Origin of the sequence: Paraburkholderia caledonica (assembly GCF_000383275.1) — a bacterium.
GTDB lineage: Bacteria > Pseudomonadota > Gammaproteobacteria > Burkholderiales > Burkholderiaceae > Paraburkholderia > Paraburkholderia caledonica.
On the sequence record NZ_KB911035.1, the window covers coordinates 676,913 to 702,850 of the forward strand.

The following is a 25,938-nucleotide window of genomic DNA, read 5'->3' on the forward strand; positions in this document are numbered from 1 at the left end:
GTGGAACGGCTGTTGCGAATGCACCAGAATGTTGCCCTTTGGCGTGTAGCAACAATTGACCTGTAACGATTCTGTTTGGTCGGCAATCGCCAACGTACCCGGCTGCAACTCGACAGATTTTTCCCATGGAAGTCTGCTAGAGTTAGCCGCATCGCTGACGCAAACCCTCATGACGTCAGCGCTTCAATCGCGAAACCGGCCCGCAAACATCAGGCCGGATCGGCCACGCGGCCGCTTCGATGGTCTTTCCCCTCGCTCACTTTCCATCGAATCGGTCTTCGTTCGCCGGACGCAACTGCCCGAGGCCCGAGCGACGCCGCCCCTACATCCGGCGCGTCGGAACGGAGCTTCGCCAAGTCCGTTTTTCAACGGCCCATTGATCGTGCGTCGCCTACTCCCGCAGGAGCAGACATGGTGCCCAGATCGCAGTCCACATTGAACAGTACGAAAGCGGAAAACGAGACGCCGGTGGTGTATGTCGTCGACGATGACGAGTCCATTCGCTTCACGCTGCAGAGCCTCGCTCGCTCTGTCAGGCTGCGGGTCGAGACGTTCGATTCGCCTGCAGACTTTCTTGCCTTCCCGAAGCACGACGCGCCGAGCTGCCTTATCCTCGACGTCCGGCTTCGAGGCGCGAGCGGTCTCACGTTTCAGACGGAACTCGCGCGATACGGCCTTCGCATGCCGATCGTTTTCATGACCGCGTTTGGCGACATCGAAATGAGCGTGAAAGCAATGAAGGCGGGTGCGCTCGACTTCTTTCAGAAGCCTTTTCGCGAGCAGGATATGGTGGACGCAATCGCGGATGCGCTGAAACGCGATACCTTGCGCCGAGCTTCCGATAGAGCACTGGCCGGCGTGATCTCCTCGTTCGAGTCATTGACAGTCCGTGAGCGGGAAGTAATGAAACGGGTCGTCACAGGCATGTTGAACAAGCAGATCGCGTATGAGTTGAATCTCAGCGAGATCACCGTGAAGATCCATCGCGGACAGGTCATGAAGAAGATGGCGTCGCGCAACTTGCCCGATCTTGTCAGAAAGGCCGAGGCGCTCGGCATGGAAGCCACGCGCGGCAATTCATCGGCTCTTCTGCCCACTGCACGGGGAGCGCCGGGCGAGAACCCAGGCGTCGGTCGTCGCATCTAGCGTGTCGGGACGGCAATCAGACCTGCGGCTGAGCCGGTTCAACGATATCGCCGGCGCAGACGACCACATTCCTTCCCCGTCTTTTGGCCGCGTACAGCGCCAGATCGGCGGAACTCGTCAATTCTTCCAATGACGACGGATGCGACCGCCGACCGGTCGCGCAGCCAATGCTGACCGTGAACGGTGGAATCGCCTCGGACGACGCTGACGGCTCCCGGTGTTCGACTTCTCGACGTATAGCTTCACCGATCTGGAACGCTCCGGCTTCGTCGGTATTGGGCAGCACGACAACGAACTCCTCTCCGCCGTATCGCGCGGCGAGATCGCCACGACGACGCACGTGCCGATCGATACATTCCGCGAGATGTTTCAGCGCAATATCGCCTTGGGCGTGACCGTGACTGTCGTTGTATTGTTTGAAGTGATCCGCATCGACAAACAATAGCGACAACGAACCATCGCTGCGCTGCAGTCGTTCCCATTCGTTTTCGAGCGCATTGTCGAGCGCACGCCGGTTTTTGAGCCCTGTCAGTGGATCGGTTTGCGTTAGCTCCGTAAGCAGCACTTGCGTATTCGCGTGGTCGCGCAGAGCAAAAGCGAGGAGCCAGACCACGGTGCAAAACGCAACGCTCACAGACGAAGCGGAAACTCCGACTATCCATGACAATCGTTTCCACGAGGCCAGAACGTCGCTTTCCGCTGGCGCGACAACGGCAATGAGCGGCGTGCCGGGCACACGCTGAAACGTGTAAAGACGTAGTACTCCGTCAGAAATCGACCGGGCACTATAGAACCCGGAGTCATGATTCACCATGCGCGGAAAGGCCGGTGACTTGCCTACGTTGACCAACCGGGCCTGCGTGATAGGGGGATTCCTCGCCACGAGCGTGCCGTCCGTACGAACGATCGCGGCGACACCGTGCGACCCCACGTCCAGTTTCGCAAGAAGCTGCCTGAAATATTCGACGTCGATCGCGACAATCGCCACTCCGCCGAACGACCCGTCGGGACGGTTAATCCTTCTGCTCATCGCAATGGATTGGGCTCCCCTCCGCGACCGCGCCGCATACACCGACGAGACATAAAGCCCGGCATCCGCGGACTTGCGATGCGCAATGAAATAGTCGCGGTCGCTGAAGTCCCAGACGTGAGACCTGGAACAGCAGCCGTCGATTACACGACCACGATCATCGGTAATTCCCGTGCCGGTGACATACTCGGCAGCGGTCCGGTCGAACAGCAATTCGTGGCGCAAGCTCCGATCCATGGTCTGGATAGCAGGCTTGTCGAGCGCGGCGATCAGCGTGCGCAGCGAATTGTCAGACGTTTCAATTGTTCGAGCGATGTTGGTGGCTAGAACCGCGGTGACATTCCGGGACGTCTCATGGGCATGCTGAATCGCGGCGTCACGGGAGGCGAGGAGCGTGGCGAGGCTGATAGCCATCACGCCTAATGCCATCAGAGTCCCTACCGCACCGACGATCAATGGATGCCGGCCTGCGAGAACAGCTAGTTTTCCGGTGGTAATAGAAACGGACACTGTAACGTTCTGGTTAGTACACTCGGTTCAAAAATGTTCCTCCCGCGCGGTAACATTGCCTCCCGGTGAAGCGGGTTTCTGTCGTGGAACAGAGGACTGCCGGAGTGTCGTGGCTAGCCGATGACCGGGTTTACGGCAAAGGCGGTAAAAAATGAAGTCCCGGATCCAGCCGCAAGCATATCTTGCCGGCGGAGGTTTGGCACAGCAGTGGTTCAGCGGCGTGTTGAACGCTGGATAAAACGCGCGGTCTAGAATCGCGGGCTGGATTCAACCTCCTGCAGCGGAGCACCGCACGATGAAACGAATCTCTTTCGCCAACCAGCTTGTGCTTCTCTGGGCGTTGATCGCCGTGGTCTGCACACTGCTCGCCGGCGTAATCTGGCTGCTGTTCCAGACGGACCAGAGCCGGCAGATTTCCGCTGCGAGTCAACAATCCATCGCGGCTTGCGAGCATGTGGCGTCTCGTTACTCGCTGTCTCGCCTCGCCGCCAACAATCCTTACGATGCCGACCTGATGCATGCGGTACTCGATACCGTCCTCATTCAGGCGCCGAAAATCGAAGGAGGTTTCTGGAAGAACGACGCCGCGGGGCCATCTCATGGCTCTGAAGACACGTCCCGAACGGCGAACGGCTTTCTTGCCTATTCATTCCCAACATATGAAGGCACTGGCGTTAAGCGCGATATTCCGCAAGCAGAAACACCGCTGATACTTCGCGCGCTGCACCGGGCCGCGTCGGCAGGTGCGACCGTTTCTGATTCCGTTCCCGCAGGAGAAGGCGCAACCGTCGCCTCTGCGTGTCCCGTGTCCGGTAGCCCCGCGCTCTATGCATGGACCCTGACCAGGGCACAAGCTCCTCTCGGGCAATATGGGCACATGCTGATGCTATCGCTGGTCGTCGTTCTAACGGCCATTCTGCTTCTCGCTCTTATTCTGGGTTTGGGCTTGCGCCGTTGGCGGAAAAACCTGTCGCAGCTCGAGCAGTCTTTATCGTCCGGGACGGCAGCGTCGTGTTCCGAGCTTCCGTCTCCAGGCGAGCCCGACCTCGACAAAATCGTCAATGCTGTCAACGTCTTCGCTGCGCGCCTGAGGGAATCGCAAGCCCAGGCCTCCGCCTTGCACGAGAAGTTATCGCAAGCCGAGCGGTTTGCCTCTCTCGGCAAACTGGCCGCACAGGTCGCGCATGAAATTCGTAATCCGCTTGGGGCCGTCAGGCTGAAGCTGGAAAACGCTCTGGCCCATGGAGGAGACACACCGCGTCAATCGCTGACGTCGGCTCTCGGCCAGGTGGAGCGCATAGAAACCCAGGTAACGAGTCTGCTGGCTTTGACGCAGCCAGTCACCCTCGCGGTGCAGACAGTCGACGCCGCACAGTGGGTGACGTCGACGGCCGCGACACATCAGGAGCAGGCAAGAATCAAGGGCGTGACGCTCAGCGTCAATGCCGACCTCCGTGCGCCGTCGGTGCCGGGTGCCGACGCCGCGCCGGCGAAGTTCGATCCCTTACAGATGGCAAGAGCAGTCGATAATCTGATCCTGAATGCAATCCGGCACGCGCCGCCGCGAGGTAACGTCACCGTCAACGCAAATCGCGTCGAAACCGGTCATACGAGCCTGATGCGAATTGCTGTCGTCGATAATGGCCCGGGAGTGGCGTTAGCCGACCGCGAACGCATTTTCGAACCATTCGTCACGGGTCGGCCCGACGGCTCGGGACTTGGGCTCGCAGTGGCGAGAGAGGTGGCTACGGCGCATGGCGGCCGCGCGTACGTAGCCGATACGGAGAGCGGCGCGTGTTTCGTCATTGAGGTTCCATGGCACACATACTCGTAGTCGACGACGACAACGGCTTTCGCGAAGGCCTCGTCGAAACGCTGGTTGACCTCGGTCATAGCGTGGACGAGGCACGCTCCGGCGAACAGGCGCTGGAAATGCTCGAGAGCACGGGCGCGCCATTCACCTGCATGTTCCTGGATTTCCGCCTGCCTGGCATGGACGGCCTGGCAGTGCTGGACGCTCTTCGAAAAACGGCAAAGGGACAGGCGTTGCCGGTGGTGATGCTCACGGGTTTCGCATCGAGCGATAACACGATTGGGGCGATGACGCTGGGAGCGTTCGACCACTTGACCAAGCCGGTCGGTAGACAGGCAATCCAGGCACTACTCGCGCGCATCATCGCCTCTACGGGCACGATTGATTCCGCCGCGAACGCATCGCATCCGTTCAGCGCAGAGTCGGCGGGCGCGAAGCCCCGGCTACTCGGAGTGAGCGAGACGTTGCGCGAGGTGCAGAAACAGATCGGACGCGCGGCATCGTCCGAAGCAACCGTCCTCTTTACCGGAGAAACAGGAACAGGAAAGGAAGTCGCCGCGCGCGTGCTTCATGACGCGTCGAGGCGCAGCGGCAAGCCGTTCGTCGCAGTGAATTGCGCGGCGATTCCCGCGGAGCTCCTCGAAAGCGAATTGTTTGGTCACGTCAAAGGTGCGTTCACGGGCGCAACCGCGGACCGGCCCGGCTGCTTCGCAGCGGCTGACGGCGGAACCTTGTTGCTCGATGAAATCGGCGATATGCCATTGCCGATGCAGGCCAAACTGTTGCGGGTAATCCAGGAGCGGCAGATCACCCCGCTCGGTTCCAATCGCGTGATTCCCGTCGACATCAGGCTGGTTGCCGCCACGCACAGGAACTTGCAGACCATGGTCGAGGCGGGGGAATTCAGGGAAGACCTGCTTTACCGGCTGAACATCATTCCAATCGCGTTACCTCCGTTGCGCGAGCGGCTGGCGGACATCCTTCCGCTAGCCGAACACTTCCTTGCTGAGGTCGCGAAAGCGAGATCACGCGAACTGCGTTTGTCGCTGCCGGCGCAGCATCTGCTCGTGGGTTACGCATGGCCCGGCAACGTGCGTGAACTGAGAAATGCAGTGGAACGCGCCGGCGCACTCGCGCCGGGAGCGATGATCACGGCGGAGGATCTCGGCTTTCTCAATGGCAAGCCGGACCTTGGCGAGCCACTAGTGGGTACAGGCTTGCTCGAGATGACGCTTCCCGACGCAGTGGAAACACTCGAGCGCGCGTTGATCTCCCACGCGTTGACGCTTGCGAGCAATAACCGCGCGGACGCAGCCCGGCGCCTCGGAATCAGCCGCCAGACGCTCTATGCAAAGCTGGCCGCGCTCAAGATCGAGTGAGGTGTCAAGCAAGCCGACACCATGTGTCTGGATCATGGACAGATATCCTGCTGCATCGGGCGCGAAACCCCTTTCTAAAGGGATGCGCTGCATGGCATAGCCTTTGCAAAAGTCTCCGTGTCGTTCATCGGAGAACATCATGGCTGTCAACCAATCCATCCAACCTTGCCTGCATGCTACGCCCGCAAGTCACACGCACTCCATCGCGAAGCTTGCGCGGGCCGTAGCACTCTCGCTCGGTGCCGTCACCATTGCTTGCGCTGCTCAAACGCGGCCCGCCGAAGGCCCGGGCGCGCCTCCATCACCACCGGTCGCGGGCATGCCTGCGCCGGCAATCGCAGCACCTGACGCCCCTCCTCCACCGGCACGTGCACCCGTGCTTCCGACAGATCAGCAACAGGTACGAGTCGCGAGCGGTACGGTAAGCCGCTTTGTGATTAATCCTGAAGGCGATGTCGATGGCTTCGTTCTGCATGACGGCTCGCTGGTCCGCTTCCCGCCGCATATGGGTGCGCAACTGGTAAGCGTCGTGCATCAAGGCGATCCGGTTCGGATTGCCGGCGTGTCCAATGGCGCGGGCGACGTCTCAGCGCAGCAGATCACGAATGAACGGACGTCGCAGCAGATCGTCGATCAGCCGCCGCCGATCGGCGCAACGCCAATGCCGCCCGCACTACGCGGCGCGGGTCTTGTGAAGCTCAGCGTCAAGGGTCCTGTTGCGCGGGTCATGACGGCGCCCCACGGAGAGCCCGACGGCGTGATGCTCGCCAACGGCACCATCATCAGGATGCCGCCGCCCGTGGCGCAACAGTTTGCGAATCTGATGCGACCGGATGTGGTGGTTGCCGCGAGCGGCTACGGAACGCGCAATCAATACGGCGAAGCGTTGCAGGCTACCGCCTTCGGCGCGCCTGGCAACGTCACGCAGTTGTATAGCGACACGCGCAACTAATTAATCTTCACTGGAGCTACACCATGCATTGGATCGACCCAACTTGCCTGCAGGAAACCCGCGGCACCGTCAGCCAGTTTCTGCTGAATTCACATGGAGAACTGGACGGCCTCATTCTCGGCAACGGCAGACAGGTGCATTTCCCGCCGCATCTGTCCGGTCAGATCGTCAAACACATCAGCGTGGGCGACAAGGTTCGCGTGCGCGGAGTCAAGCCGCGCGCCGCCGATATCGTCGCTGCTGTTCAATTGACGTCGGCAACAGGCGTTGAGATTGTCGACGAAGGCCCGCACGGTCATGGCAAAAAGCACGAGAAGCCACATGCGAACACGCGCCCCATCGAGTTAAGTGGCGAAGTAAAGCTCTCGCTTTATGGGCCGAAAGGAGAACTGCGCGGTGCATTGCTGAGCGACGGCACTTCCCTGCGGATGGCTCCGCACGCCGCAGACGAACTGTCCGGTTACCTCGCCCCTGGCGCGCACATACAGGTGTGGGGTCACGCAGTGAAGAACCGGTACGGAAAGACCGTCGAAGTCGAGCACATCGCGGAACTGGTCGATGACGATGACGCTTCGATGAACGCGGACTGATCGCGAACTCATGGCGGCAAGCGAAATCGAACCGCACCGTAACGGGAGGAAATGGTGAACGCGGATCGTGCACAGCAATCAGTGGAGTGCGAAGTAACCGTGCGTCCATCGTCCCGAAGCCTGCGCGGTCTCGATGCGCTCAATTTCCTGATGGCCGATGTTCGCGACGGTCTGGGGCCCTTCCTGTCGGTGTATCTGAAGGGTACCCAGCATTGGAGCTCGGGGAACATCGGCCTCGTCATGGCCGCGAGCGGTATTGCAGCGGCAATCTGCCAGATCCCCGCCGGCCTGATTGTCGACGCAGTTCGCGTGAAGCGGCTGCTGATCGCGATATCGGGTTTGCTGGTGGCAGCCGGATGTATTCTGATCGCGTTTTTTCCGAAGCTGCCCACCGTGCTCGCCGCGCAGATCACGCTTGGCGCAGCGTCCGCAATCATTCCTCCCTGCCTTGCCGCGCTGAGCCTTGGCGTGGTTGGTCACCGTCTCATGCCCGCACGGATCAGCCGAAACGAAGGGTTCAACCACGCAGGGAACTTCACGGCTGCAATTCTGGCGGGCGGGCTTGGACAGTATGTCGGCGTTAAATGGCTGTTCTACCTCGTATGCGCGTTTGCAATAGCGAGTGCCCTCGTGGTCCTGCTGATCAACCCGAAAGAAATTGACCATGAGCTTGCACGCGGTGCCGACAGCACTTCAAATGAGACCACGCGCCACAACCCGCTCAGCTTCTCGGCGCTATGGAAGAAGCGTGACCTGAAGGTGTTCATTGTCTCCGTGATGCTCTTTCACTTCGGCAACGCGGCCATGCTGCCGCTTGCGGGCCAGGTCATCGCTAAAGTGCATCCGGGAATGGACGTCATTGCACTGAGCGCGTGCGTAATCGCGGCGCAACTCGTCATGGTCGCGGTCGCGGCGGGTGTGGGTCGCGCGCTACGCAGGGGAATTGGACGCAAGAGCATATTCCTCGTTGCATTGGCTGTGCTGCCGGTGCGGGGTGTGCTCTTTTCTATGACCAGCAGCCCGTATGCGGTGGTTCTGATCCAGTTACTCGACGGGATTGCTGCGGGTATCTTCGGTGTGATCGGCGTGGTTATCGCGTCCGACGTGATGCGCGGAACGGGTCGGTTCAATCTTGCTCAGGGTCTGATGGCGCTTGCGGTCGGAATAGGGGCGGCACTCAGCAATGTGACGGGCGGCTATGTCGTCGAGAAGTTCGGCTTCGCCTCGGGGTTCCTCACTCTGGCTGCAATCAGCGTGTTTGCGCTCGTCTTTTTCGCGGTGTTCATGCCAGAGACACGACCCGCCGACGATGCCGAAGCTGCTCCAGACGCGCGGCCGTCAGAATTGATCTCCGCTCGCAACTGATTGCACAGAGAGTAAGTGCTTTTTCTGGCAATTGTGGTTTTGCACAAACCCGTCATAACTTGTTATACGCAATTTCAACGGTTACAATTTGGATCAGGTTACCGGAGAACGCCTGATGCCCGCACAAGAATTCCTGATACTCGCCGACAACCCTGCGCTGGATTTTCTCAACACCCTCGCGCAAGGTGATGACGGGCCGGTGGAGTACCTGTCGACCAATAAAGACGTGATAGCCTGGCTGCAGAGAATGGGCTATCTCGGTGAGCGGGGCCCGCGAGCCTTTCCGCGTGACGTCCTGGCAGAGAGAGCGCGGGCGTTGAGAGAAATGATCCGGAAACTGCTTACGCAGCGCAAACTTGGCAAGAACATTGATATAGGTGCGCTCAACTCGTTTCTAATGCACGGCAGATACACCGTGCAACTGGCGCGGGCAAGCAACGGCGAGTTGGAAGTCAAAGATCACTTTGATATGGACACACCCGAACAGCTTTTGGCACCCGTAGCCCGAGCTGCTGCGGAGCTGATCGCGACGGGCGACTTCGATCTGGTGCGCAAGTGCGAGGCAGACGATTGCGTACTATGGTTCTACGACAGGACCAAAGCGCATCGTAGAAGGTGGTGCAGCATGGCCCTTTGCGGGAACCGTCACAAGGTCGCGCAATTTCGCCAGCGTCAGAAAGACAATGCGGAGCTTGAGTAAAGCGCTCAGCGAGCAAGTACATTCCGCCTGCCCTGGCCTTCACAGCCAAAGGCTGCCGCTCGTTCGCTTCGACTGCGCTCAGTCGAAGCGATGACGACGCACCGTGAATCAAGCAAGTTAGCCAAGTAACTCCCTGATCGCCGAAGCAATCTCTTGCGCGTGCGTTTCAAGTGCGAAGTGTCCGGTATCGAGCATCGTCACCGTTGCTTGCGGGATGTCGCGGCGAAACGCCTGAGCGCCAGGCGGAATAAAGAACGGATCGTGCTTGCCCCAGATAACCAGCGTAGGCGGTTTTGCGTCGCGGAAGAACTTCTGGAAAGTCGGGTACATCTTCACATTCGACGCGTAGTCCAGGAAAAGATCCAGCTGGATATCCTTTTGGCCTGGACGCTCCAGCAGCGCTGCATCGAGTGTGTAGGACTCAGGTGCGATCGAGTCCGGATTCGATACGCCGTGCACATACTGAAACCTGGTTCCTTCGTAGTTCAACACCGCGTCGTGAACCACTTGCCGGTTGGCCGCCGAAGGTTCGGCCCAATACTTTCTGATCGGCGCCCATGCGTCGCCCAAACCCTCTTCGTACGCGTTGCCGTTTTGCGAAATGAGTGCACGCACGCGGTCCGGGTACTTCACTGCGAGACGAAAACCTGTCGGCGCGCCATAGTCGAACACGTAAATCGCGTAGCTCGTAAGTTCGAGCTTGTCGACAAAGGCCGCCACTGTCTCCGCCAGCGCATCGAACGTGTATTTGTAATGACGCGAGGCAGGAACGTTCGTAAAGCCGAAGCCAGGTAAGTCTGGCGCGATGACCCTATAGCGGTCGGCGAGTCGTGGAATCAGATCGCGATACATGTGGGACGACGAGGGAAAACCGTGGAGAAGCAGGACCACCGGTGCGTCTTTCCCGCCTGCTTCCCGATAGAACATATCGATGCCATCCGCCTCGACACGCTTGATCGATACCGATGGAATGTTGTTGCCGTTAGACATGAAAAACCTCCAGTAGAGACGCAGGATCGAGCCGACTACGCTGCGAGTTGTGGCCTCTATCGTAGACGTCTTTCGTAACTTTTCAAAGTCGTTTTTAACGGTTACCCGATCTGTGTGTGGATCGTTGCCCTGGACAATCCGGCGGGGCGGCCCTACACGCTCAACTCCAGCGAAGCGACACGCGCGCGAGGAGATAACCGGCGAGGGCCGGAATCGCCATCCCGATCGAATACCAGGCCGCCCAGAACGGCACACTCATCTCGGGACAGCGAAGCACATAAGCGAGCGTGGCAAGCGCTCCGGACAGCAGACCAGTGGCTGCACCGGTCAACCGCAGCCGCGTAGGCGCGAGCCCCCGCATCGCCCACGACAATGCAAGGTAGCAAGGCACCGACAACAACGCGATCAGGAGAGGACACTGTCTCCATGTATGGCCGAATAGGAGCGCCACGCGGTCCGCAGCAGGAGCCGCCGCCAGCCCGGCAATCGCTGCCGCCCACACCGCCGCATATGGCAAGGCGAGTAAAAACCACGCGCGTCCCGGCGACAAACCGGGAATCGACAGCCGCGCGGCGACAAGAATGGCGGCGGCTGCGGTCAACAGAGGAAACGCGAGCTTGCCCCAGAACAAGGGCCTGGCGAAAAGCGCGGCAAGGTCAGGCTGCACCCCGCGGCTGACGACGACCGCTGCGAGTGCCGCCAGCACGCCGATAGTCAATGCAATACAGAAACGGTTGAGCACGGCGCGCCGGCTTTGAGGTACGAGGCCCGCCGCGAGAAGTGAAATGACCTGATCTGTGTTCATGTTGCCGATCCTCGAATCAGGCGCGACAGCGCCTTGATGCCACGATGAATGCCGACCTTGACTGCGGCTTCCGAAAGCCCGGTCAACTTCGCGGTTTCTGCTACCGACATGCCATGTAGCCGGACATGCTCGATAGGCGCACGCTGACGCTCGGGCAACCGTTCGAGCAGGCTGCCGATGTCGCGCCGCGCATCGAGCGATTCGGTTTCGGACACTGCGAACAGTTCTGCATCGTCGACAATCGGATCGTGCAGCGCCTCGCGATGGGCACGAGCCCGCAAAAAATCCGCTACCTTATGGCGAACAATGGCGGACGCCCATGCGGTCAACGGCACCTGATTCCGATAGGTGTGCAGCCCGTTGTGAAGTGCGAATAACACTTCCTGAAGCACGTCTTCGACGTCGTCCTCGTAGGCGCGTAAGCGTCGTCTCAGCATGCCGCGCAGATAACCAGAAAGTATTCGCAGAAACGACGCATACGCCGTCGCATCGCCGTCGATCGCCCGGTGTAGCAAAGCTTTCAATCGTTCTTCCACTCCATTCGCAGCCGCGCGATGGGTCGTTTCATCGGGCGCGATCACAGACACTTATCCATCGTCCCTTGCTCAATTAAAAATTTCATGCGGGCGATGCTGCGCCCGCCACACCTCATAACTGTTAAGTCGGCGGAAGGCGCCCGATAGTTACAGCATCCTCAAAAAATATCTGTACGCCCTGACGCGCTGGCAGCGACTCGCGAGCCGGCGTCATTGATAACCCACGAATTGCCGGAACGCTGTAACCACACCTCCGTTTCTCGCGACTTACCGGATAGCAGTCGCAACTTGCCTCGCTTCACGGGAAGCCGGCACGACTACTTCTTACCGTTCCGAGAAAAGGGCTTTGAGCATGTCCATCATCCGTTTGATATCCGGGGTTATCAGCCCTACGCGGCTTGCCGCGCGCCTCGCGCGCTGGTCCCAGCTACCGCTGCGTTTAATCGTGGGCTACGGCTTCATTGCGCATGGCTACGCGAAGATTGCCAAACATCCAGAAAACTTCGCGGCGATTCTTCACGCGCTCAATGTGCCGGCTCCGCACTTCATGGCATGGGCCACGATTGCAATCGAACTGTTAGGCGGCTTTGCGATTCTGGTCGGTGCATTCGTGCCTCTCGTCACCATACCGATGGTGGCAGTGCTGCTTGTCGCAGTTTTCACCGTACACCTGCCATTCGGTTTTACATCGATCAAGCTGATGGCGGTCACGTCTTCTGGTCCACAATTCGGCCCGCCCGGGTACGAGACCGACCTGCTCTATCTTGCGTGCCTCGCCGCGCTGGTGTTTCGGGGCGCGGGTCCGCTCTCCATCGACAACCTGCTTCCGTGGCCGAAGGCTCGCGTCGATACCGCAGCATGATCGACACCCGAGCGAAGCCGGGAAGCTGATCTCGCCCACCTCTATCTGAAAGCTATCTGCACGTGCTCTGTTTCAATCCTTATCCCGCATAGGAGTACCAAGTGAATATCAAACATCTTTGTCTTGCCTTCGCGTTCACCGCCGCTTCATTCTTTTCAATCGGCCATGCATCGGCGCAGGAGAAAACCCGCGCCGAGGTGCGCCGAGAACTTATTGACGCGCAAGACAATGGCTTGAACTTCGTGACCGATGCGTCGTATCCCGACGTGAGCCCAATTTATCAGCATCAAGTCGAACAGATGAAGATGCTGCATAGCGGAAAAGGCCCCGCGCCTTCGAGTGCGAGCGACGCGGGTCATAAGCGCGAAGCGCCAATGGACAAGAGCAAATCCAGCGATGAATGCGTCGGGCCGCCCGGATTCTGCAACCCGTATTTCGGCAGTTAGCAGCAGTGTTAGTGACTGCAAACACATCAACCGCACTGGGTCATTCAAATGTCGATCACCACGTCGTCCTGCGGTTTGCAGCAGCAAATCAACACGTTCCCGCGTGCCGGTGGGTCGAGCGGATCGGGATCGTAGCTGATGGAACCGGAGACCAGTCCGCTCTCGCAGTTGTGACAGACGCCAGTGCGGCACGACCATCTAACGGGCACATCGCATGCCTCGGCTAACTCCAGAATGCTTTGATAAGTCGAGCCGTTCCAGCGCGCAGCAATGCCACTGCGCGCGAACGAGACCAGCGGACCGGTGCTGGCCTCGTTTATGGGGCGATGCGGCGTTCGTTTCTGCGAATCGACGATACCAGGATTCAACGACTCTCCGCCGTTGAAAGTCTCTGCATGAATCCGCTCCGGTGCAATCTCCAACGCGGCCAGCGCTTTCTTCATGTCGGCCATGAAAGGCGCCGGTCCGCACAAATAGACATCTGCGTCGCGAAAAACGCCAACCTCGCTGAGGATTTGTTGCGACAGTCGCCCGGTCGCGTCGAAATCTTCGCCGAGCCGGTCATTCGGTCCTGCCGCGCTATACGAAACGTAGCTGCGTCCATGCGCGAGCGCGAGCATAAGGCGCCGCGCTTCCACGGCAAATGGATGATGCTGTCGATCACGCGCGGTATGCAGCCACAAGACCTGCCGCGTCGACTGTTGCGACGACAGCGCGTGCAGCATAGCCAGAACAGGCGTTGCGCCGATTCCTGCGCTGAGCAGTACTATCGGGCCGTCTCCAGGCTGCAGGACGAAGCTACCACGGGGCGAACTGACATCGAGTGTGTCGCCTGCGTGCACATGGCTGCGCAACCAGGCTCCAGCCAAGCCGTTGGGCTCGATTTTCACGCTTATCCGGTAGCTTTCTGCGGACAGCGGGCCCGAGAGCGAGTAGCTGCGAAATAGCGGCGGGCCGTCCGCGGTCGGTTGAAGACGCAACACGAGATACTGGCCAGGCAAGGCCGGTTGCAGTTGACCGTCCGCACTTTTCAGCGTGAACGACACAACGTCTGCGGATTCCTCGTCGATCGCGGCCACCGTGAGCGGCCGGAATCCAGGCTGAACCGCGTGGCGCGCCGCCGCGGGCGCTAGCCCGGCGTTCCCACTCTCCGCGCCGGTCGTGCGGCTTTGAAGTAACGCCTCGAACGAGGAACGCCATCCCGGCGACAGCGCTTTGATTCGCAACGCGCGTTCGAGCAGGTCCAGCGGGTGATCCGGCGAATAGAGCAGCGCATTGATCTGCGCGACGGTCATTTGCTCTTCTGCCTCGCCGACTTTCACTATCTCATCGCCCGCGCCCACTTCGCCCTCTTGCACGACGCGCAAATAGAACCCAGGTCTTCCACTCGATGTGAGCAACGCCGGCATTCGCGGCTCGTTCATTCGGATGCCAACGCGATAGCAGGTTACGCGCGGTTGCGTCACCTCGAACAGCGCGTTGCCGATTCGATATCTGTCGCCAACGCACACGAGCGCGTCGGGCAGTCCTTCGACCGTGAAGTTCTCGCCAAACTGTCCGTGCACGAAGTCGGACCTGTTCAACTCCTGCTGCCAGTGACGGTACGAATCGGTCTGATAGACGAAGACGGCGCGCTGTTCACCACCGTGCCCGGCCAGGTCACCTTGACCGTCGCCCGCCAGATTCAACCGTGCCGCCCAGCAACGACCTTGCACGGGACTCTTCCAGATGCCGGTGTAAACAGTACGGCCTTTCCATTCGATGTCTCGCGGAAGTCCAACATTCACCGATAGCAGTCGAGCCATTATTTGCTCCGCAGTTGGGCGAGTTCGCGACTGGGCCGCGCCGCGATCGCTGTCCGGCTTCGTCCAAGACATTGAGACTGAATAGTAGGTGGCCCATAGAGCCGGCGCAACGAACGTTTTATGGCGTTTCGCGCTATGGGCGAGAGGACATCCTTCCCGGTCGGGACGCGGGCTGCACGCAATTCCCATCGATGCAAATATTTGTAGACGACTGGTCTACTAGCCTATATAGTCCGCACATGGCTACCGCAAACATCACCGAGTCGGCTGACACCCGCGACAACATCATCGCCGTCGGGCAGCGAATCATCGGCGCGAAAGGTTTTTCAGCCGTGGGGCTGAACGAGATCCTGTCCGCCGCGGGCGTGCCGAAGGGCTCGTTTTATCACTACTTCGGTTCGAAAGACGCGTTTGGCGTGGCACTGCTCGAAAGCTACTTCGACGAATACCTGGCTGACCTGGACAATACGCTGGGCGAGCCCGGTTTGACGATGGCGCAGCGCCTGATGAATTACTGGCAGATCTGGCAGGAGACTCAGTCATTCTCCGACTGTCAGGGCAAGTGTCTCGCCGTGAAGCTCGGCGCGGAGGTTGCGGACATGTCCGAGGCCATGCGCGCCACGCTCAAACGCGGCACGTCGGGCATCGTCGAACGGTTGGCGCGCGCTATTCAGGCCGGCGTGAAGGAAGGCTCCCTGTCGGTCAGCGAAGACCCGTCGAACGTCGCGCAAAGTCTCTATCAGCTGTGGCTGGGCGCGAGCGTGATGGTCAAGATCGTGCGCAATCTGCAGCCGTTCGAGACTGCCATGGCGAGCACCCGGTTGATGCTTCACCCAGTTTCCGGCTAGAAAGCAGATACGCGGCACTTTATGAAATACCTTTCTCACCGCTTTTTACTAGACGACTGGTCTACTAGATAGCAGACTAACCGTCCCATTTGAAGGAGCAACAACATGAAAGTACTGATGGTTCTGACCTCGCACGATCAATTGGGCAACACAGGCCGCAAGACGGGATTCTGGCTCGAAGAACTGGCAGCGCCCTACTACGCGTTCAAGGACGCGGGCGCGGAGATCGTGCTTGCGTCGCCGAAAGGCGGCCAGCCGCCGCTCGATCCAAAGAGCAACGAGCCGGCCAATCAGACCGATGCGACCCGTCGCTTCGAGGCCGACGAAGCCGCAAAGGCACAGCTTGCGGCCACGGTTCGCCTCGACAGTGTTTCGCAGGCGCAGTTCGACACGGTCTTCTATCCCGGCGGTCACGGGCCATTGTGGGATCTCGCGGAAGACCGGCATTCCATCGAATTGATCCAGTCGTTCATCGCGGCCGGCAAGCCCGTTGCGCTTGTCTGCCACGCTCCGGGTGTGCTGCGCCATGTCACCACGCCGGACGGCAAGCCGCTGGTCGAGGGCAAGCAGGTCACGGGCTTCACGAATTCCGAGGAAGCCGCGGTGGGGCTGACCGAGATCGTGCCGTTCCTCGTGGAAGACGAACTGAAGGCGCGGGGCGGCATTTATTCGAAGTCCGACGACTGGGCGCCGTACGTCGTCACCGACGGCCTTCTGATTACCGGTCAGAACCCTGCTTCGTCGTCGTCCGCAGCCGCGACTTTGATGAAGCACCCGGCACTTCGCGCGCAGTGACAAACGCGGACTCGCCAGCGCAGGCTGTCACATGGCTGCCGTATGGCCGCTTGTGGCAGCTTATGCAGCTTGTCGCAGGCGCGCGACCACGGGTATCGCGGGCGACACCCCGATGTCACTTGCCGCCAGTGACATCGAGGAAGGTGCCCGTGATGAAAGAAGCCTCTTCGCTTGCGAGCCATAGGATTGCCCGCGCAACTTCCTCGGGCTGGCCGCCTCTTCCCATCGGAATCGAGTCTTTGACGCGATCGACTCGTCCAGGCTCGCCGCCGCTAGCATGCATGTCAGTGTAGATGTGCCCGGGGCGAATACAGTTGACGCGTATCCCGTCCCGCGCGACTTCCTTGGCGAATCCGGTAGTGAATGTCTCGACGGCACCCTTCGATGCAGCGTAGTCCACATATTCGTTCGGACTGCCAAGCCTGGCCGATGCCGATGAAACGTTGATCACAACACCTCCGCGCCCTTTGTAACGATACGACATGCGCTTCACCGCCTGTTGCGCACAAAGGATCGGACCTATCGCGTTGACGGCGAAGATGCGCTGCATCCGAGCGAATTCGAGATTTTCCAGCGCGGACTGCTGCGCAATTATCGCGGCGTTGTTCACCAGTACATCGATCCGGCCGAACTTCTGGTCAATCGCGGCAAATAGCTGGGCGACCTGCTCAGGATCGGCGCTATCTGCACGCACTGCTAAAGCCCGGCGACCGACAGCTTCGACATCGGCCGCCACGGCATGGGCGGCCGATTCATCGGAAACAAAACTGATCGCTACATCGTAACCCTGTGCGGCAGCAAGCCGCGCAGTCGCCGCGCCTACGCCACGGCCTCCGCCCGTTATCAGAATTAGCGGAGCCTGCGAAACAGTGTTCATCGAGCGAACCTCCATATGATGTCGAGATATTGGTTTGGGCCGAAATAGAACCGATGCGAGCGATTGAGTAGGAGCCTGCGTGAGTCGCGAACGAACTCACGTGGTGCGCAGATGCGGCCGAAGTGCAAGCGCCAACGGCAAAACCGTCAGCGCCGTGGCGGCAGTCGCAATAGTGGCGCCGTGCACACCGATTTGATCGCCGAGAAATCCATACACGACCGGAGAGAGCGCTCCCGACGCGATGGTGCCGGTATAGAAAAGCGCAAACGCCCTCTCGGTGCGATCGACCGAAGTCAACTCGGGCACCGTGCCGTAAAGAACAGACGACGTCCCGTTGAGCATCGCGCCAAGTAGCGGCAATAAGACCATAGCAGGCGTCAAGGGAAGGTAAATCACTGCAAGGATCAACGCGGCCGTACCGCCTTCGGTAGCGAAGACGGTACCGATTACGCCCACGCGAGCGCCGAGCCAGCCACAAAGGAACTTGCCCGCGGCGCCACCGATGAAGACGAGCGCGAGTGCTGTACCCGTCATCGATTGCGAAATGCCCTTCGTTTTCAGGAGAAAGGGCAGGAAGGTCAATAAGCCCATCCGCACGGCTGTGTCGAGCACGCCGATCGTGAAGAGCAGCGAGAAGCCGGATCGCGAGTCGTTGCTGTGCTGCCTCGATGCTTTCTGCATGGACGAATCGCCACGCGGTATCGATGGGAGAAAAAGTGCAATCACTGCCGCGACTAAAACGCCGACGATCGACACGGCCCAAAGCGCATGGCGCCACGGCATGACGGTAATGAGAAGCGAGATAGCCGCTGGAAGCGCGGATTTTCCGAGGTCGCCCGAAAAATTGTAGATGCTGAGCGGCCCTCGGGCGTTGCGTCCATATACACGCGAGACTGCTCCCGAAGCCAGCGGATGCTGCGTGCTCGAGCCACTGCCGGAGATGGCGAGCGCGACACATAAGCCGAGCAGAGTTCCAGATATGCCCGCAGCGGCATAGCCCAGCGCGGCGAGAAGCGTGCCGACCGCAAGCGTCGCGCGTGTGCCGAATTTGCGCGCGAGGCGTCCAGCGGGCAATTGCAGCGTCGCCATCGTACCCGCGTAGACGCCGCGCAAAATTGCCAGGGCGCCGTAACTGAGTCCGAACTCCGTCTGCCAAACCGGCAGCAACGCGTAGATCATGTCGGTGTAACCGTCGTGCAGCGCGTGCGCCGTGCATGACAGCCACAATACGCGCGCGCGTGAAACGGAACTCGACTGACCGGGTCCGTCAGTCACGTCTGTCGTCGGGGAGGAGAAAGAGAAAAGTCCCATAGTCCAATGAAATGGCGCAACCGCGGGCCATCGCGACAGCCGGCGCGTTTGGTTACAGAAGACCCTAGTCTAGGTTCGCTCAGAACGTGCCACAACTGACGTAAAATTGGGGTAGACGGGAGAAAAAGTCACCACATGGGCACTCAGAAACGCACAGAGAAACGCGAGAGAGAAGCGGAGATGTTGCCGCCATTGAATGCGTTACGGCACTTCGAGGCGGTCGCGCGCCTTGGGAGTTTCGCCGCCGCAGCGAACGACCTGCACGTCACGCATTGGGCAGTCGGCAAACAGATCCGGTTGCTGGAAGACTGGTTCGGCGTTCCGCTCTTTGAGCGCCGATCTCGCGGCGTCGTTCCTACCGACCAGGGCGCGGCTCTCCTGAACGATGTCGAAGGTGCGTTTGCACGTCTGAGCAGTTCGGTCACCCGCTTGCGCCACAAATCCACTACGCGTCGCATAGCGGGTGTTGTACGCGTGAATACGCTGGCGAGCTTCGCTTTGTGCTGGCTTATACCGCGGCTGGCAGATTTCCAGGCGCACTACCCGGACATTGAAGTTCGTCTGTCGACGACCTCACGCAAGTTGCGCTATGTCGGCGACGCCTTCGACGTCGGTGTGCGCTCGGGGCCCGAGGACGCAGCGGGCCTCACGTCAACAACGCTGATGCCCGATTTGCGTCTGCCCGCCTGCAGTCCAGCGGTGCTGAAAACCCATCCGATCAGGACGGTCGCCGATCTGCGAAATCACACGCTCCTTCACTCTACAAGCACTCGCACAGCCTGGTCCGACTGGTTACGGGACGCTGGCGCACCAGGCCTGCAGAGTGCGCGCCATCTCGACTTCGACCATGTTTTTCTCCAACTGGGCGCAGCCGCTGAAGGCCTGGGAGTAACGTTGGCATCGCTGCCGCTCATCGAGCGCGAGATCGCAACAGGGCGTCTCGTGTGCCCTATAACAGAGCCGGCTGGGCGTGGACCCGATTACACATTGGTCGTGAACAAGGACCGCGCGAACGATGACGCGGTCGTTGCGTTCAAGAAGTGGATCGTGACGGCGGCCGCGCAGAATCCGGCAGAGCCGGGTACTAAAGAACGTGCGCGAAAGACTCGTCGCAGTAAGCCGCTCGCGGAGTCATCGCGACGTTAGTTGTGGCGATGGTTGTTGCACGTGACATCATCGTCAATCAATCAATCTGCGACAAAAGCAGCGACAAAAGGATCCGCCAAAATGCTCGTACGCCTACTTGGCACGCAAGACGCCCCTTCGTTTCACTCGCTCCGTCTCTGCGGACTCAGAGAAGCACCCACGTCTTTCGCGTCGAGCTACGAAGAGGAAGTGGACCGTTCGGCTGAAGTCATCGAAGCTCAGCTGGCGACGCGCAACGACCGCGGAGTATTCGGTGCTTTTGAAGGCTCGCGTCTAGTAGGAATAGCTGGACTTGGACGCGAGAACCGGCGAAAGCTCAACCACAAGGCTTATGTGTGGGGCGTGTATGTCGCGCCCGACATGAGGGGCTTAGGCGTGAGCAAAAGGCTCGTCGCCGAGGTGCTTACGTTCGCGCGGTCTATCCCTGACATCACACAGGTGAACCTGACCGTGAACGCAAACAACCCGGCGGCAATTCGCCTTTATACGTCGCTCGGCTTCGAGCAGTTCGGGCGCGAGCACAACTCCTTGATGGTCGACGGACGCATGTACGACGAGCTACACATGTCACTTCATTTTGGCGGATGAACTCAGTGGTATTTCAGCGCCCGCCCTTCTAGCCGAACTGCTTCACTGCACAGTGATCGTCTCCTTCATATTCGGATGTATGCTGCAGAAGATCTTATAGACTCCGGGCTTATCGAACTTGAACTGATAAGTGTCGTTCTGATCAAGCGCGGCCGAGCGGAAGAGACCCGCATCGTTGACGACCACGTGCGGTTCGCTATCAAGGTTTTTCCAGGTCACGGTCGCCCCGGCTTTGACCGTTAGCGACATCGGCGAGAACATAAAATCTTTGATGACAACAGCGTTGGGCTGCTGAGCTAGCACGACGGCGGACATAACGCACATTGCGATGAGCATCGCCACTCCAACACCGATAACAAAGGCGTAGCGAAAAGTAGTCGTTTGCATGATGGGGTCCTCGTTGATAGGCATGGTCTTCAGTCAGACGAGCGTCGTATCGGCGAGCGTAGCTCTCGCTGGATGCCTCATGATCTTGACGCTCGTTACGCCCAGCATCCGCGGGAGTTCCGCACTGGACACCGTAAGCGGCCCGGGACCCGGCCCGTTTCCAGCCGTTGGCTGCGGATAGGCTGTCGAGCGAGCGGTATGGAAAGTCACGTTGCCTTCCACCTTCGATACGATCTGATGGATATGGCCGTTTAGCACGGTTACCGAGCCGAAGCGCTTCAGGTAACTCATGGCCTGTCCCGCATCGCCAGTACCCCAACCCCACGGTTCGTAGATCGTCCACATCGGCATGTGCGCGAAGACAACGATCGGCGTGCTGGAAGAGCGGCCCTTGAGATCTTTCTCCAGCCACTCGAGCTGTTCATCGCCCAGATTTCCCAAACCATTAGCCTTGAAGTGCATGACGTTGACGAGACCGACGAAATGCACGCCACTGTGGTCGAAGCTGTAGTAACCCTTGTTATCCGACGCTTGACCGAAACGTTTGAAGTACTCTGCGCCGGGTCCATCGGTAACATCATGCTCGCCCGGCACGGTGTGCAATTCGGTGATGCTGAGGCCCGACATCAGTTGCGCTGCGAGGTCGAACTCCTCGGGCTTCGAAAGATGCGTGATGTCACCGGTATGAATCGTCAGCGCCGGTTTAACGGGCATCGCGTTGACAAAGTCGATCGTTTGCTTGAGCGTGCCCGCGACGTCGGGATTCGCTTCCTTCTTGAAGCCGATGTGAGAGTCGCTGATCTGCAGGAAGAGCGGGACGCCTCCCGAACCTGCTGAAGCGTCTTTGGGTGTGGCCGCAAGGGCCAAATCCACCGGCGACAGAACACCGCCGGTTAATACAAACACGGTGCCCACGCCACCGAATGCGAGACATTTGAGTACGCCCCGGCGCGACGGATCGGACGGATGATCTGACGACATATTCACCTCACAATGGATATTGATGAGGCAGGCGGCTGGACCAGCCGGCTGCGTTCAGTGAGTAGACTGCAGTGGAATCCGATTTATTCCATGGTGGTCGCTGAGTTGCATTTCGACACCACGGTTCAGCACGTCATTGCATAGCAGAGGCCGAATGTACGCCACACTGCTTAGCATGCCGAATTAATCCGGACACATTGACGCCGCGCGTTTTGGAATGTTCACGACGACCGGCGTAACAACGCAATGGCCGGGTTGCGATCGCACCGCTGCACTTACATTGCGCGTGCAGCGCTGCGACTACGAAGCGGGATGCGCAAGCAGAGTCGTTACGAAACCGTTCAGTTCCGCTTGACCAGCGTCGGTGATCGCCCAGTAATTCATTCCCCCGACGCTCCAGTGGGCGACGTGATAACCCTTCTCCTCGTAGATGCGCGGCGGCGGTGCGCCTGCATCGTTACCTGGCCACACGTAAAGATTCACTGGGTGCAACTTGTAGCGATACACCATCACCGCAACGGAGCGGCCATTCAGATAGTCGAGCCGGCCACCGATCAGCGGATATCCCTGCTGCGCGAGGTCGACTACTGGCGGCGCAAAATCGAGTTTCCCGTCGAACCACGGCTTAACCGTATGCCGGTCCGTTGAGATCACGTCGGAAAGGTGGTTGACCTGCAATGAGCGAACATGACTGTCGACGAGTTCCTCCGTCAGGCGCGTCTCGCCGGAGGGCGCCGCAATGAACAGGCTCGCGCCTGCCACCAGCGCGACAACGCTCAACGCCATCGCGCCAACCGGTGACCAACCCAGCGACCGGCCCGCGGACGGCCCGCCGAACCGCTCATGCAGCCGTTGCCAGAGCGTAGGCCGCCCCGGCAGCGCAGCCTTGATCCGTTTCACCAGCTCCGGCGGTGCATCCATGCGTAAATCGGCCTGCCGGAGTTGCGCATTGACCTGACGATCCTGGTCGTAAATCTGTCGGCATTCCTCGCAGGTTGCGAGGTGGCGTTCGAAATCAAGCGCCTCCGACAGGCTCAGTTCCTCGTCGATATAGCCCGGCAGTAATTGCAACGCCTGTTCGTGATCCATCATGCCTCCTCATCCGTCGGTGCGAGCAGTAATGCGAGTTGCCGGCGCCCGCGTCCGAGGCGAGACATCACAGTGCCCATCGGAATGCCCACGATGGCCGCAATTTCCTTGTACGACAAATCTTCCAGTTCGCGCAGCACGATCACTTCGCGGTACTCCAGGCTCAGACTCTGCAATGCTTTGTGCACCCGTTTCCGGCTTTGACTGCGGATCAACACAGTTTCCGGGCCATCGTCACGGTCAGTCGCGCCGGTTTCGAGGCTATGCATTTCTTCCTCGAACATCGTGGTGTCCGCCGAGTGACTCCGGTTCTGGAGATACCACGTGTAGAACGTGTTCCGCACGATGCTCAATAGCCACGCGCGCGCGTCGTCCCCGCGGAACCCGCCAAAGAACCTGAACGCGCGAAGGTACGCCTCCTGGACCACATCCTGTGCATCCTGGTCGTTATGCGTGAGCCAACGCGCAACGTTGAAGGCCGAATTCATATGAACTAACACGAGCTTCTCGAAGCGCTGCACGGTAATCGGATCGGCCATCTCTCGGAATCCCTGCTGTAACGGCAAAGTGTGACCGACCAACAGCAGACTGCCGGCGTGTCATTTTTATTCCCGAAGTGCAAAATCCATCTGGCGCTCGTACGAGACTAGCCTAACGGCCGCAAAAGGCAAAAGGCGCAACGCTGATTGCCCGACCGCCGCCTTACTATAAGGCGACGCTTTGCAACCGCGCCGCCAGAAACTCCACGAACAGACGCGTGCGCGCGGGCAGATGCCGCGTGGGCAGCCACAGTGCCTGCAACGGCAGCGGCGACAGTTCATAGTCGGTCAGAACAAGTTCCACCCGGCGCTGCTGCACCAGTTCACCGATCTGCCAGTACGCGGCCCGGCCGATACCGAGACCGCTCGCCACCGCGTCGTTCAGCGCTGCCGTGCTGTTGCTTTCGAAGCGGCCGCGCACTTGCACAGACTCGTCCTCGCCGCGTTTGCTGCGGTAACGCCACAGCGAGGCGTCGGGTAGCGCCGAACGCACCACGCAATCGTGCTGCTTCAGATCCGCAGGCCGCAAGGGACGCCCGCGCGCTTCCAGATAGGCAGGCGACGCAAACGTCACGCGACGGATCGTGCCCAGCCGCCGCGCAATCAGATTCGAGTCAGGCGTCTCACCGATGCGGATTGTGACGTCCGCACCGGTCGTCGCAGGGTCGTCGTACTCCTCGGAAAGATCCAGCGACGCCGTGAGTTCAGGATAACGCGCGAGAAACGCCGCCAGCAGCGGCGCGATATAGCGCGGACCGAACAGCGTCGGACCGCAGATGTGCAGACGCCCCGACACGGTCGTCGCGTAGTCGGCAAGTTCCGCGCGCGCCATTGCCAGATCGCCGAGCACCTGCTTGATGCGCGCGTAAAACTTCTCGCCTGCAGTGGTAAGCCGGCACTGACGGGTGGTACGCGCAACGAGCAGCGTGCCCGCCTCGCGCTCCAGCACCTGCAGCGAGCGGCTGACCGCCTGTAACGACTTGTCGAGCCTTCGTGCGGCGGCGGTCAGGTTGCCCTCTTCCGCGATCGCGACGAAGGTTTCGAGATCGCGTAACGATCCATTATCCATTTTTACGGGAGGAAGAGTCAGTTGGCAGCCTGATTATCTATCAAGAATGCGCAGGTAGCATTCAGAACATGGTTTTTGCCGGAGCGCATGTCCATGTCAGCGAATGAACCGAATCCATCCGATGTCGCCGCGTCGGCACGCATTCCCACGCGACCTTATGCGATCGCCGTCGGCATTGCGGTACTGGGTCTGTACGCGTCGCAGGGATTGGTCAACGATCTCGCCACCTCGATAGGACTCGGTCCGTGGGCTAACCTTGTGACCATGCTTACGCTCGCCGGCTACTCCGCCGGGCTCCTGCTTCTGGTGCCGCTCGTCGATCTGTTGCCGAACCGCCGGCTCATCATCGCGACACTCGGCGCACAGGTGCTGTCGTTGGCTGTGGTCGCCGCCGCTCGCGAGCCGGTAGCGTTTCTGGTCGCGTCGTTCTTCGTCGGCTTGACGTCGAGCGCAATCCAGATGCTTGTGCCGGTAGTCGCCATGCAGGCGCCGGAGGCGGACCGCGGCCGGGTGGTCGGCGACGTGATGAGCGGGCTGATGCTCGGCGTGCTGCTGTCGCGGCCGGCAGCGAGTCTGATCGCCGGCGCGCTCGGCTGGCGCAGCTACTATGCGATCGACGCCGTCGCGCTCGCCGCGATGACCGCGTGGCTCTGGACGCATGTGCCGGAACGGCGTCCGGCGCACCGTAGCTCGTATGCGGCGCTGATTGGCTCGCTGCTAGATCTGATCCGCGACGAGCCGGTGCTGCGGCGCCGCGCGCTTTATCAAGGCTTGCTGATGGTGTCGTTCAACCTGTTCTGGACCAGCGTCGCACTGAAGCTCGCAAGCGCGCCGCTCCGCCTCGGCCACACCGGCATCGGCCTGTTCGCGCTGGCCGGCGCGGGCAGCACGATCATCGCGCCAGTTGCGGGCCGCCTCGGCGATCGAGGTTTCGACCGGCAAAGCACGATCGCCTTCCACACGATCGTCGTGCTCGCGGCCGGCATCGCGCTAATTGGAGGCAGCGACCACTTGCCTCCTGCCGCTTCGCTCACGCTGCTAGTCGTCGCTGCACTTCTGCTCGATCTCGGCGTGATCGGCGATCAGGCGCTGGGGCGCCGGGCGGTCAACCTGCTCAATCCGCATGTGCGCGGTCGAGTGAACGGCCTCTTCACTGGACTCTTTTTCGTCGGCAGCGCAGTCGGTGCGTTGCTCGCGGGACCGGCGTGGGCTCATGGACACTGGACAGGCGTGTGTGTCGCCGCCGCCCTGTTCGCGACGGCGGCCGGGGCGCTGCATGTTCTGCAGACGCGTGCATCCGCGCAAACCGCACCGCCTGCACAACCTGCACAACCTGCAAGCGAGCACCGGACGTGAAACTGCATTCCTAAACCGGAGGA

Annotated in this window: 26 protein-coding genes; 14 read left to right on the plus strand and 12 right to left on the minus strand. The window is 60.1% G+C overall.

The window, feature by feature from the left end:
* Positions 1–411: 411 nt before the first annotated feature.
* A complete protein-coding gene (locus H281_RS0109195; protein ID WP_020066810.1) occupies positions 412–1,146 on the plus strand; it encodes a response regulator transcription factor in 735 nt (244 codons plus the stop codon).
* A gap of 16 nt (positions 1,147–1,162) precedes the next feature.
* On the opposite strand, the gene H281_RS0109200 is transcribed toward H281_RS0109195, so the two are convergent.
* The gene (locus H281_RS0109200) at positions 1,163–2,605 is read right to left on the minus strand and encodes a sensor domain-containing diguanylate cyclase (protein WP_123282649.1); all 1,443 of its coding nucleotides are present in this window, start codon (positions 2,603–2,605) and stop codon (positions 1,163–1,165) included.
* 376 nt (positions 2,606–2,981) lie between these two features.
* Here H281_RS0109200 and H281_RS0109205 point away from each other — a divergent pair, with 376 nt between their 5' ends.
* From H281_RS0109205 to H281_RS0109230, 6 genes are all read left to right on the plus strand, one after another.
* On the plus strand, positions 2,982–4,520 hold the full coding sequence (locus H281_RS0109205; protein WP_020066812.1) for a sensor histidine kinase: 1,539 nt from the start codon (positions 2,982–2,984) through the stop codon (positions 4,518–4,520).
* Positions 4,502–5,878 (plus strand): sigma-54-dependent transcriptional regulator, encoded by a 1,377-nt coding sequence (locus H281_RS0109210; protein ID WP_020066813.1) that lies wholly within the window; start codon positions 4,502–4,504, stop codon positions 5,876–5,878. The genes H281_RS0109205 and H281_RS0109210 overlap by 19 nt, the downstream gene beginning before the upstream one ends.
* Before the next feature lie 376 nt (positions 5,879–6,254).
* Positions 6,255–6,830: a hypothetical protein gene (locus H281_RS0109215; protein WP_020066814.1), complete on the plus strand. Its 576-nt coding sequence runs from the start codon at positions 6,255–6,257 to the stop codon at positions 6,828–6,830.
* Positions 6,831–6,853: 23 nt separating this feature from the next.
* A complete protein-coding gene (locus H281_RS0109220; RefSeq protein ID WP_020066815.1) occupies positions 6,854–7,420 on the plus strand; it encodes a hypothetical protein in 567 nt (188 codons plus the stop codon).
* Positions 7,421–7,519: 99 nt separating this feature from the next.
* Positions 7,520–8,785: an MFS transporter gene (locus H281_RS0109225; RefSeq protein WP_241077850.1), complete on the plus strand. Its 1,266-nt coding sequence runs from the start codon at positions 7,520–7,522 to the stop codon at positions 8,783–8,785.
* 115 nt (positions 8,786–8,900) lie between these two features.
* Positions 8,901–9,485: a CGNR zinc finger domain-containing protein gene (locus tag H281_RS0109230; protein ID WP_020066817.1), complete on the plus strand. Its 585-nt coding sequence runs from the start codon at positions 8,901–8,903 to the stop codon at positions 9,483–9,485.
* Between the two features lie 117 nt (positions 9,486–9,602).
* On the opposite strand, the gene H281_RS0109235 is transcribed toward H281_RS0109230, so the two are convergent.
* The 3 genes from H281_RS0109235 to H281_RS0109245 form a co-directional block, all read right to left on the minus strand.
* Positions 9,603–10,475, minus strand: a complete 873-nt coding sequence (locus tag H281_RS0109235; RefSeq protein ID WP_020066818.1) for an alpha/beta fold hydrolase — start codon at positions 10,473–10,475, stop codon at positions 9,603–9,605.
* Positions 10,476–10,635: 160 nt separating this feature from the next.
* The gene (locus tag H281_RS0109240; RefSeq protein ID WP_020066819.1) at positions 10,636–11,280 is read right to left on the minus strand and encodes a DUF1109 domain-containing protein; all 645 of its coding nucleotides are present in this window, start codon (positions 11,278–11,280) and stop codon (positions 10,636–10,638) included.
* The gene (locus tag H281_RS0109245; RefSeq protein ID WP_020066820.1) at positions 11,277–11,861 is read right to left on the minus strand and encodes a sigma-70 family RNA polymerase sigma factor; all 585 of its coding nucleotides are present in this window, start codon (positions 11,859–11,861) and stop codon (positions 11,277–11,279) included. Before H281_RS0109245 ends, H281_RS0109240 begins: the two co-directional genes overlap by 4 nt.
* Positions 11,862–12,168: 307 nt before the next feature.
* On the opposite strand from H281_RS0109245, the gene H281_RS0109250 reads away from it, so the two are divergent.
* Positions 12,169–12,678: a DoxX family protein gene (locus tag H281_RS0109250; RefSeq protein WP_020066821.1), complete on the plus strand. Its 510-nt coding sequence runs from the start codon at positions 12,169–12,171 to the stop codon at positions 12,676–12,678.
* Between the two features lie 101 nt (positions 12,679–12,779).
* On the plus strand, positions 12,780–13,124 hold the full coding sequence (locus H281_RS0109255; protein ID WP_020066822.1) for a DUF4148 domain-containing protein: 345 nt from the start codon (positions 12,780–12,782) through the stop codon (positions 13,122–13,124).
* Positions 13,125–13,168: 44 nt separating this feature from the next.
* Here the strand turns inward: H281_RS0109255 and H281_RS0109260 are convergent, their stop codons facing one another.
* A complete protein-coding gene (locus H281_RS0109260; RefSeq protein WP_020066823.1) occupies positions 13,169–14,929 on the minus strand; it encodes an MOSC and FAD-binding oxidoreductase domain-containing protein in 1,761 nt (586 codons plus the stop codon).
* 239 nt (positions 14,930–15,168) lie between these two features.
* Here H281_RS0109260 and H281_RS0109265 point away from each other — a divergent pair, with 239 nt between their 5' ends.
* Positions 15,169–15,777 (plus strand): TetR/AcrR family transcriptional regulator, encoded by a 609-nt coding sequence (locus H281_RS0109265; RefSeq protein ID WP_020066824.1) that lies wholly within the window; start codon positions 15,169–15,171, stop codon positions 15,775–15,777.
* A 105-nt stretch (positions 15,778–15,882) separates the two neighbouring features.
* Positions 15,883–16,572, plus strand: a complete 690-nt coding sequence (locus H281_RS0109270; RefSeq protein ID WP_020066825.1) for a type 1 glutamine amidotransferase domain-containing protein — start codon at positions 15,883–15,885, stop codon at positions 16,570–16,572.
* A 115-nt stretch (positions 16,573–16,687) separates the two neighbouring features.
* On the opposite strand, the gene H281_RS0109275 is transcribed toward H281_RS0109270, so the two are convergent.
* Together H281_RS0109275 and H281_RS0109280 are read right to left on the minus strand one after the other, a co-directional pair.
* Positions 16,688–17,449: a glucose 1-dehydrogenase gene (locus H281_RS0109275; protein ID WP_020066826.1), complete on the minus strand. Its 762-nt coding sequence runs from the start codon at positions 17,447–17,449 to the stop codon at positions 16,688–16,690.
* A gap of 96 nt (positions 17,450–17,545) precedes the next feature.
* Complete coding sequence (locus tag H281_RS0109280) at positions 17,546–18,760, minus strand: MFS transporter (RefSeq protein WP_027804436.1); 1,215 nt, start codon at positions 18,758–18,760, stop codon at positions 17,546–17,548.
* Positions 18,761–18,895: 135 nt separating this feature from the next.
* Between H281_RS0109280 and H281_RS0109285 the strand changes: the two genes are divergently transcribed.
* Entirely contained in the window at positions 18,896–19,906 is a 1,011-nt protein-coding gene (locus tag H281_RS0109285; RefSeq protein ID WP_020066828.1) for a LysR substrate-binding domain-containing protein, read from the plus strand.
* Positions 19,907–19,987: 81 nt separating this feature from the next.
* Positions 19,988–20,494 carry a GNAT family N-acetyltransferase gene (locus H281_RS0109290; protein ID WP_020066829.1) on the plus strand — a complete coding sequence of 169 codons (507 nt, stop codon included), beginning with the start codon at positions 19,988–19,990 and terminating at the stop codon, positions 20,492–20,494.
* Positions 20,495–20,536: 42 nt separating this feature from the next.
* Here H281_RS0109290 and H281_RS0109295 read toward each other — a convergent pair whose 3' ends face one another.
* The 5 genes from H281_RS0109295 to H281_RS0109315 all read right to left on the minus strand — a co-directional run bounded on the left by H281_RS0109295 (position 20,537) and on the right by H281_RS0109315 (position 24,559).
* Positions 20,537–20,830, minus strand: a complete 294-nt coding sequence (locus H281_RS0109295) for a cupredoxin domain-containing protein (protein ID WP_227471206.1) — start codon at positions 20,828–20,830, stop codon at positions 20,537–20,539.
* 84 nt (positions 20,831–20,914) lie between these two features.
* A complete protein-coding gene (locus H281_RS0109300) occupies positions 20,915–21,862 on the minus strand; it encodes a metallophosphoesterase family protein (protein WP_020066831.1) in 948 nt (315 codons plus the stop codon).
* Positions 21,863–22,162: 300 nt separating this feature from the next.
* On the minus strand, positions 22,163–22,954 hold the full coding sequence (locus H281_RS0109305) for an anti-sigma factor family protein (protein WP_241077851.1): 792 nt from the start codon (positions 22,952–22,954) through the stop codon (positions 22,163–22,165).
* Entirely contained in the window at positions 22,951–23,490 is a 540-nt protein-coding gene (locus H281_RS0109310) for a sigma-70 family RNA polymerase sigma factor (protein WP_020066833.1), read from the minus strand. The genes H281_RS0109305 and H281_RS0109310 overlap by 4 nt, the downstream gene beginning before the upstream one ends.
* A gap of 166 nt (positions 23,491–23,656) precedes the next feature.
* Entirely contained in the window at positions 23,657–24,559 is a 903-nt protein-coding gene (locus H281_RS0109315) for a LysR family transcriptional regulator (protein ID WP_020066834.1), read from the minus strand.
* 93 nt (positions 24,560–24,652) lie between these two features.
* Between H281_RS0109315 and H281_RS0109320 the strand changes: the two genes are divergently transcribed.
* Complete coding sequence (locus H281_RS0109320; protein WP_020066835.1) at positions 24,653–25,915, plus strand: MFS transporter; 1,263 nt, start codon at positions 24,653–24,655, stop codon at positions 25,913–25,915.
* The last annotated feature ends 23 nt before the right edge of the window (positions 25,916–25,938 follow it).